We start from the raw sequence: 6836 nt of genomic DNA, 5'->3' as shown, positions 1-6836 counted from the left end.
CGGGGATGGGGGGGCTTCCCCCGCCAATAATGGTGGCGCCGCTGCCAGAGCACTGACCGTCAGAACAAGGACAAAGAGCGATTTGAATTTCATTTTGACTCCTGCAACTGCTCTGGTTGGTGGCCATGCGAGGGCAAAACTCGCTCACCGCCTCCACGGTGTGCTTCCTCCACAGGCACTGGTATGCCGGGCGGCCCGCCGATGTCGGTGGGGGCCGCAACCGGGGGCGGTAGCGGCAGCCCTACCGCCAGACGCATGGCAAGGATCTCCTGCTGCTGCTCAACGATGATCTCCTGCGCCAAACGACGCAACTGCTCATTGTCGCCAAAGCGCAGATAGGCCTGCGCCATGTCGATCGCACCCTGGTGGTGTGGCGCCATCATGGCGACAAAGTCCCGATCGATATTGCCGCTCGGCGTGATTTCCATGCGCCTCATCATAACGGTCATGGCCGAGCCGTTTTCGGCTAGGAACGCGCGCTCCCCCTCGTCGTCCGCTGTGCTGCCGGCCGCGTGAGCCGGCATTGCATGGATAGCAAGCATCAGCCACCCCATCGCCACAAGGCATGACGCGATTCTGGTAACGGACGTAGGCATTTCGGCAACCCCTTGCAAGAGCCGCCACTCGGACGGCATCGGTCTTTTAAGAGAATAGGCAAATTGCGCCGCGAGGCCAGCGGGAATAAAACCGAAGCCAGCGTGTTTACTAATCAAGCCCCCTTGACTAACTACCGCACGCTGCGATGCAACTTGACAACGCCCCCGACACCGAAAGGGTCTCGGAAGTCGATATTCAGGCGTATGCAGACGGTCTCCTGCCCCCCGGCAAGGCCGCAAGCCTCGACAGGTATCTTGAAGGCTACCCCAGCGAAGCTGGCAGAATTGCCTTCTACATGCGCCTCAACGAGCACATCAAACAAGCATATCCTCATCAAGATGTTGCGCAAGAAGCTGATTCTCGCGCGGCCAGCATGCGGCCCATGAGTTACACCGTTGCCTGCATGTTCGTATCTGGCTTGGTGCTGCTGGCGGCAGTGGGCGGCTGGCTGGCTGGCGCAAGCGCGTCGAACGAGGAGCTCGACAGTGTGGCGGTACTTGCGCTGGTCGAGGCAACGAGCGCACCTGGTTATCCCAAAGCGATCGGCATGGCCGGAGGCAGGCCCTCGCCCGACCTGAATTCGGTCGGATTCACTCTAATGAGTCGAAAGCCGGTGCGCATCGGGCCGGTGTCTGAAGTGCTCCAATCGGTCTATGAAGACCCGAATCAGCGGCGTATCGTCCTGCTGCAGGCCAGCGCGCTGCCTTTTGATCTGGCAACTCCACATTGGTCCGCACACCGGGTTGGCAATGTTCGTTTGCTGTCCTGGAAGGCCGGTACCACGCACTACGTGCTCGCCGGTAGCGCCAACACCCCGCGCTTGATGCAGGCAGCCGATCTTATGACTTCGCGCTGACACCGAGCGCATCGACAAGGACTACAGTGAGATGGGATCGCATCAGCAACGACAGTTCCTGACTGGAGCGGGCCATGAAAATCCAGGACGAGTTGGTCGAGCATGTGCCGCGACTGCGCAGGTATGCCAGGGCATTGATCCACAATCACGATCTGGCCGACGACCTTGTGCAGGACACGCTGGAACGCGCGTTGGGCCGAACCGAGCAGTTCCGTCCAGGTTCCGACCTGCGCTCCTGGCTGTTTTCCATCATGCATAATCTTTTTATCAACCAGATTCGCCGGGCCTCCGAGCGGGTGGTGCACGTATCGGTCGACGATGATTCCGTAGATGAAAGCGAATACGCAGTGGCCCCGGAGCAAATGCGCTCCCTGGAAATGCGCGATCTCGACTACGCGTTGCAGCGCCTGCCGGTGGAACAGCGTGAAGTCGTCCTCCTTGTGGGTCTGGAGGAAATGAGCTATGCCGATGTAGCGATTGCGCTGGATGTCCCGATTGGCACCGTGATGTCCCGCCTCTCGCGTGGGCGGGAACGGTTGCGGGCATTGATGGCGGGCTCGCAATCCAGCGCCAGACTCAGGGTGGTGCCATGAGCGAGCAACAGTTTTCCATTTCCGAAGCCGATCTTCATGCCTATGCCGACGGGGCTCTGTCGGAAGAGCGCCGCGCCCAAGTTGAGCGCGCCCTGGAGCAGGACCCAGCCCTCGCGGCAAGGGTCAGCGATTATTTCTCGCTGAACAGTCTGCTCCATGAGCGCTATGACAGGGTCCTAGCCGAGCCGGTGCCGAAACGCCTTCAGCCATCTCTTACATGGCATCCCGGCCGGCGCGAAGCGGCCAACTGGCCTCGCTTCGCCAGCATCGCTGCAACACTGGTGTTGGGCATTGCACTCGGTGTCGGGACCCAGATGGTGCCACGCATGACAGGTCAGCTCGCCAGCAATGGGCCGATCAGCAGCCTGCCCGGCCAGGATGGACTGGCACGCAATGCCGCGGTTGCACACGTCGTCTACATGCCCGACGTCGTTCGTCCCGCCGACATCGGCGCGGATCGGGAGCAGGACTTCGTCCAGTGGCTGGCAAGTCGGCTTGGCACCAATGTGCACCCCCCGGTGCTGACGCGGGTAGGCTTTGAGCTGGTTGGCGGCCGCCTGCTGCCCGACTCCAGCGGCGGCGTTGCGCAGTTCATGTACCGCGACGCCAAGGGCGAACGGATCACCCTCTACATTTCCCACCGAAGCACGAGCGCGAACACTACCGCGTTCAAGCTGTACCAAGACGGACCTGTCAATGTCTTCTACTGGCTGGACGGTGACTTTGGCTATGCCGTAAGCGGCGGCATCGATCGCAAGGTGCTGCTCGACATCTCGCACGATGTCTATGCCCAACTGACACCTGGAAAGAAGGAATAGTCGAGCGTAGACCGTACTAAACGTTGTCACCGCTACGACAGTAAATTTGTCAACTCCTGACCCGGTGCGCGGGTAAACACCGGCGCGGCCTTGCACCGCAAAGGCTGGAAGGCGGCGAAATGAATCTGTCACCAGCGAAGTTGGGGCCGGCCGGTCCATCAGGGCGGCGATATCAAGATCCGGCTGACGGCAAGCCGACGGGCAGGCGGTCGGGGGTCCTTTACCGGGCAGTAGCGGCCTTATGCCGATTACACGACGAACGGCAACTCTTGTTCTGCGGATTCAACCGGTCGATACACCGGCTGAACGATTCCATCAATCCATTGCGTCGACCGGTTGAATCCGCATTCAGGTTTCTGCCATTCCATAACCTAGCGCTCGGCAGACCGCGACTTTTCTGGCTGCTGCCAGACTCATGATCACCAAGCCATCTCTTGCGCCTGCTTGCACATGATCTTTGTATTCGTCTGTATCGCGAGGCGGCGTTAATACGTGTAGCGACAGAACTGGCCTGTTCGCGCTACACGCGCGATACAACGGTTTCCTTTAATACGCTCCACAGTCCCATAGCAACGATGCGATTCCGGCCAGCGCCATAACCCGGTGAACCGCCGCGGCGTTTTTGAGGGCGCAATGTGGCTACCCACTGCGACGGGGCCTGCGCCTGATGCTAAACAGCAGATGAATAGAGACCACCGTGAAGAAGATCGGGGTCGACGACGCGTCGGACGCCACAAGTGAGGGATGGCTGCTGTGCACCCAACACCCGCCATTGGCTTGGCAAGCCCTCTAATGGCAGAGAAGGGTCGGCTAGAGACGACGAGCATGACCGTCCGCGGGGTTCCTCGTCACAGTCCAATAATTTCGTGATCATGAAATTATTTGATTGGGCACTGCTTCGATCTGTCTCCGGCCAGGCCTGCAGCCTAGATCTCCGGGTCTCTGTGAAGCGCTCTGCGAGAGTCTTCCCAAGGGTTTATACTTACCCTCGTCTCCTCTCTTTCTCCGAAAGGGATTCATGCCCGCCCGAGCAGCGGGCATTCTTTTGCCTGTGCTCCTGATCGACTAATCAGAAGTTCTCGGAAAGTCAGGACTCTCTACATCGAGCGCGTGGCCGCTCGTCAGCCTCCGAAGTCGACCTGTCCCTATTCTGCAGACCTTCATGCGTCGTCTCGCAGCGTATCAACATCATTGTCGCGGGCTCCTCGTCTGCGCTGGCGTCGGCAGCCTCCGCGGCGGTGCGCAGATATACTTGCCGAGAGACGATGGCGGCGATCACGATGAAGGCACCGACGCCGAAGGCCAGGGCCAAAATCGGACGGTATCGTGCCATGGAAATCCTACGGGATAGCAGAGGTGATGGTAGCGAGGCAACACGAAGCTGCCACGAGTCTGAGCTACGCCATTGCACGATTGACACCGCCTCCGTTTCGCCGTAGCGAGGCCGGGGCCCTTCAGAAACACCGCACTGGGCCGGATGAGCATGCCAAAGACGATCACGCCCTTACCGCGCGGCCAATACTGGGCCACACCCCACGCCCCCTTTCCGCTGGACGGTCCGAACGGCCATGACGAAGTCTTCCCTGGCGCCCACTGCGTCAGCGACGGCAAGTGGGTGTCCTTCTATAAGAACGGAGAAGAGGTCTGGGCGTGCAATGCCATCTATGCCGCCGCGCATTTCGACTTTGCTGGCGTTTCGAGCGCCTGCGCGTCGACGGCTAACTGAGGTGCCGGCGGCGCCGACCGACGTCCGCCCCTCCCCCGTTCAACATAACCTCCCAGCAACCCGCAAGATTTCGGTGATCGGACGTTATGTTCAATCACAACAATCCAGCTAGCCCGGAACGAGGATTTTCGTTGGTTTGCACAAATTTGTTCTTGGTTGTCGATCGCCGGCGTAAAGGAGCCGGGCATCTTCGGCGTAATGGAGCCAGGCGGAGTCGCCTGGATCGGGCTCGAACGGGGTTTCAAGAATGGCGGTTTTTTCCTCCTTTTTCAATGGCTGATTTGGGCTGCTCGGGCATGGTCCTGGGCGCGCGATAGCTCTCGCCGTCGAGGACGACCCGATAGGCGCCGTGACGCAAGCGGTCGAGCGTGGCAGCGCCCAGGATCTTGTTGCTAGCGAAGGCGTCTCCCCACTCGCTGAAGTCCAGGTTACTGGTCAAGATGGTGGAGGCCCGCTCGTAGCGCTCGGCGATGAGATCGTGGAGCAGTTCGTCGTCCGGCGTGCGCAGTGGCTTGAGCCCGAAGTCGTCGATGATGAGGACTGGTAGCCGGGCGAGTGCCTGGAAGCGGCGTTCGTATGTGCCGACGGCCTCGGCCTGACGCAGAGTCCGCAGCAACTGCGTCTGGGTGGTGAATAGGACGTCGTGTCCCTGGCGGACGGCAGCATGCCCCAGCGCCTGGGCCAAGTGGCTCTTGCCGGTACCGCACGGGCCGGCGATCAGGATGCAGACCTTCTCCTCAATGTAGCGGCCGGTGGCCAGGTCATAGACGGTCGCCCGGTTCAGGTTGGGCACGCGATCGAAGTCGAAGCCCTCCAGGGTCTTCTCCCCACGGAAGCTGGCGCGGCGTACGCGTTGGCTGAGTTTCTTCTGGTCCCGGCGAGCCAGCTCGTCGTGGACAAGCAAGGCGAGGAAGTCGGTGTGGGCCAACTGGCGCTCGATGGCTTCGCGATTGCGCACCTCCAGCGTGTCGAGAACGCCAGACAGACGCAGTTGCTTGAGGGCGGAGGAGAGTTCGGGGATCGGATTCATGGGATTCAATGAAGAAGCAGTGTCTGGGTGTCGCGGCAGAAGCGGCCGCCTTGGGTGTAGGTGGTGGCCAGTGTGCTGACCGTGGGCGTCGGTTCGAGATCCAGCCCCTTGGCCAAGATCTGCTTGACCGCCCCGTAGTTGGGCGTGCCGAAGTGGTTGGCCCGCCGGCAGGCGGCCTCCAGCCGTTCGTCGCCGTATTGCTGGGCGAACCGCAACAGGCCTTGGACGGCTCGCAGCTTGATCAGCACCCGATCGCCGAACAGCACGCGCACCAGGGCGGAACAGGATGGACCGATGCGCTTGGCTTCGCGCAAGCACCACTGAACATCGTGCAATTGCCAAGCCTGTGCCTCGGGTGGCAGATGGTCGGTGACGGTACTGCGGGCGCCGGGCGCACCCTGTCGCAAGTGCGTGGCAACCAGGATGTGTTCCTCATACAGATGCACCATCGTCGCCGTAGCCTTGAGCCACAGCGACTTGCCGGCCAGCCGGAACGGCGCCGAGTAATAGGCCCGCTCGAACTGAACGTGGCCATCCCGGTGTACCTTCACTCGGCCCCAGGTCGCCAACTCGGGGGCCACTGCCGGTAACGGCAGCAACAGGCCTTGTTCAGTGCCGGTGAAGCTGACCAGAGGCTGCTGGCGCGTAGTGCCGTGGATACGAATGCCGGCCTCAGCCATGACCCAGGCGCGCACCTGGCGGTTGGCATCGGCGAGGTCGCGGAAGTCGCGCAGGGGCCCGAAGCTGTTCTTTACGTACTTGACTCCCGATTCCACGATGCCCTTCTTCTGTGGGTCCCGTGGCGGACAGGGATCAATGCGGAAGCCATAGCCCTCGGCACATTGGGCGTAGGCCCGCTGGACTTCCGGCTCATACAGGCAGGCCCTGATGATGGCGCACTTGGGGTTATCGATGATGAGCCGCTCCGGCACTCCATGGAACCATTCAAAGGCATGCCGGTGACACTGCAGCCAGGTGGCAATGGTTTGGTCACGGACTAGCTCGACATACTGGTGCCGGGACCAGCACAGCGTCATGACGAAGTACCAAGTCTTGTGGATCTCGCCCGTGCGCACGTCGGTTAGCGTCGGACCGGCACCGAAGTCGATCTGGGCGGCCTCGCCTAATAGGAAGGATCGCGTAATCGGAAGGAACGTGCCGAGCCCTCGGACAGTTCGTATCTTTTCGCGGTTCTACTTTTCATTATGGGCACGTG

General features: G+C 61.0%; 6 protein-coding genes and 1 pseudogene. 4 read left to right on the top strand and 3 right to left on the bottom strand.

The window, feature by feature from the left end; genetic code table 11:
- Positions 1–89 precede the first annotated feature (89 nt).
- Entirely contained in the window at positions 90–542 is a 453-nt protein-coding gene (locus RM96_RS37850; RefSeq protein ID WP_443112283.1) for a DUF305 domain-containing protein, read from the bottom strand.
- Positions 543–742: 200 nt separating this feature from the next.
- Between RM96_RS37850 and RM96_RS28515 the strand changes: the two genes are divergently transcribed.
- From RM96_RS28515 to RM96_RS28495, 4 genes are all read left to right on the top strand, one after another.
- A complete protein-coding gene (locus RM96_RS28515) occupies positions 743–1453 on the top strand; it encodes an anti-sigma factor family protein (protein ID WP_039015095.1) in 711 nt (236 codons plus the stop codon).
- A 74-nt stretch (positions 1454–1527) separates the two neighbouring features.
- Positions 1528–2046 (top strand): RNA polymerase sigma factor, encoded by a 519-nt coding sequence (locus RM96_RS28510; protein WP_039015094.1) that lies wholly within the window; start codon positions 1528–1530, stop codon positions 2044–2046.
- Positions 2043–2864, top strand: a complete 822-nt coding sequence (locus RM96_RS28505; protein WP_039015093.1) for an anti-sigma factor family protein — start codon at positions 2043–2045, stop codon at positions 2862–2864. Before RM96_RS28510 ends, RM96_RS28505 begins: the two co-directional genes overlap by 4 nt.
- 1477 nt (positions 2865–4341) lie before the next feature.
- On the top strand, positions 4342–4590 hold the full coding sequence (locus RM96_RS28495) for a hypothetical protein (RefSeq protein ID WP_039015091.1): 249 nt from the start codon (positions 4342–4344) through the stop codon (positions 4588–4590).
- Between the two features lie 241 nt (positions 4591–4831).
- Here RM96_RS28495 and istB read toward each other — a convergent pair whose 3' ends face one another.
- Together istB and istA are read right to left on the bottom strand one after the other, a co-directional pair.
- Complete coding sequence (gene istB / locus RM96_RS28490; protein WP_039015090.1) at positions 4832–5620, bottom strand: IS21-like element helper ATPase IstB; 789 nt, start codon at positions 5618–5620, stop codon at positions 4832–4834.
- 5 nt (positions 5621–5625) lie between these two features.
- Positions 5626–6753 (bottom strand): annotated as a pseudogene (istA, locus tag RM96_RS28485) (IS21 family transposase); the annotation flags it as partial.
- Positions 6754–6836 lie beyond the last annotated feature (83 nt).

The organism is Cupriavidus sp. IDO, from assembly GCF_000812465.1.
GTDB lineage: Bacteria > Pseudomonadota > Gammaproteobacteria > Burkholderiales > Burkholderiaceae > Cupriavidus.
Note: the sequence above shows the minus strand (reverse complement) of the source record. Positions and strands in the feature narration are given on the sequence as shown.

Coding starts and splice junctions, on each gene's coding strand:
- RM96_RS37850 (WP_443112283.1), bottom strand. CDS start 542: ATGCTTGCTATCCATGCAATGCCGGCTCACGCGGCCGGCAGCACAGCG.
- RM96_RS28515 (WP_039015095.1), top strand. CDS start 743: ATGCAACTTGACAACGCCCCCGACACCGAAAGGGTCTCGGAAGTCGAT.
- RM96_RS28510 (WP_039015094.1), top strand. CDS start 1,528: ATGAAAATCCAGGACGAGTTGGTCGAGCATGTGCCGCGACTGCGCAGG.
- RM96_RS28505 (WP_039015093.1), top strand. CDS start 2,043: ATGAGCGAGCAACAGTTTTCCATTTCCGAAGCCGATCTTCATGCCTAT.
- RM96_RS28495 (WP_039015091.1), top strand. CDS start 4,342: ATGAGCATGCCAAAGACGATCACGCCCTTACCGCGCGGCCAATACTGG.
- istB (WP_039015090.1), bottom strand. CDS start 5,620: ATGAATCCGATCCCCGAACTCTCCTCCGCCCTCAAGCAACTGCGTCTG.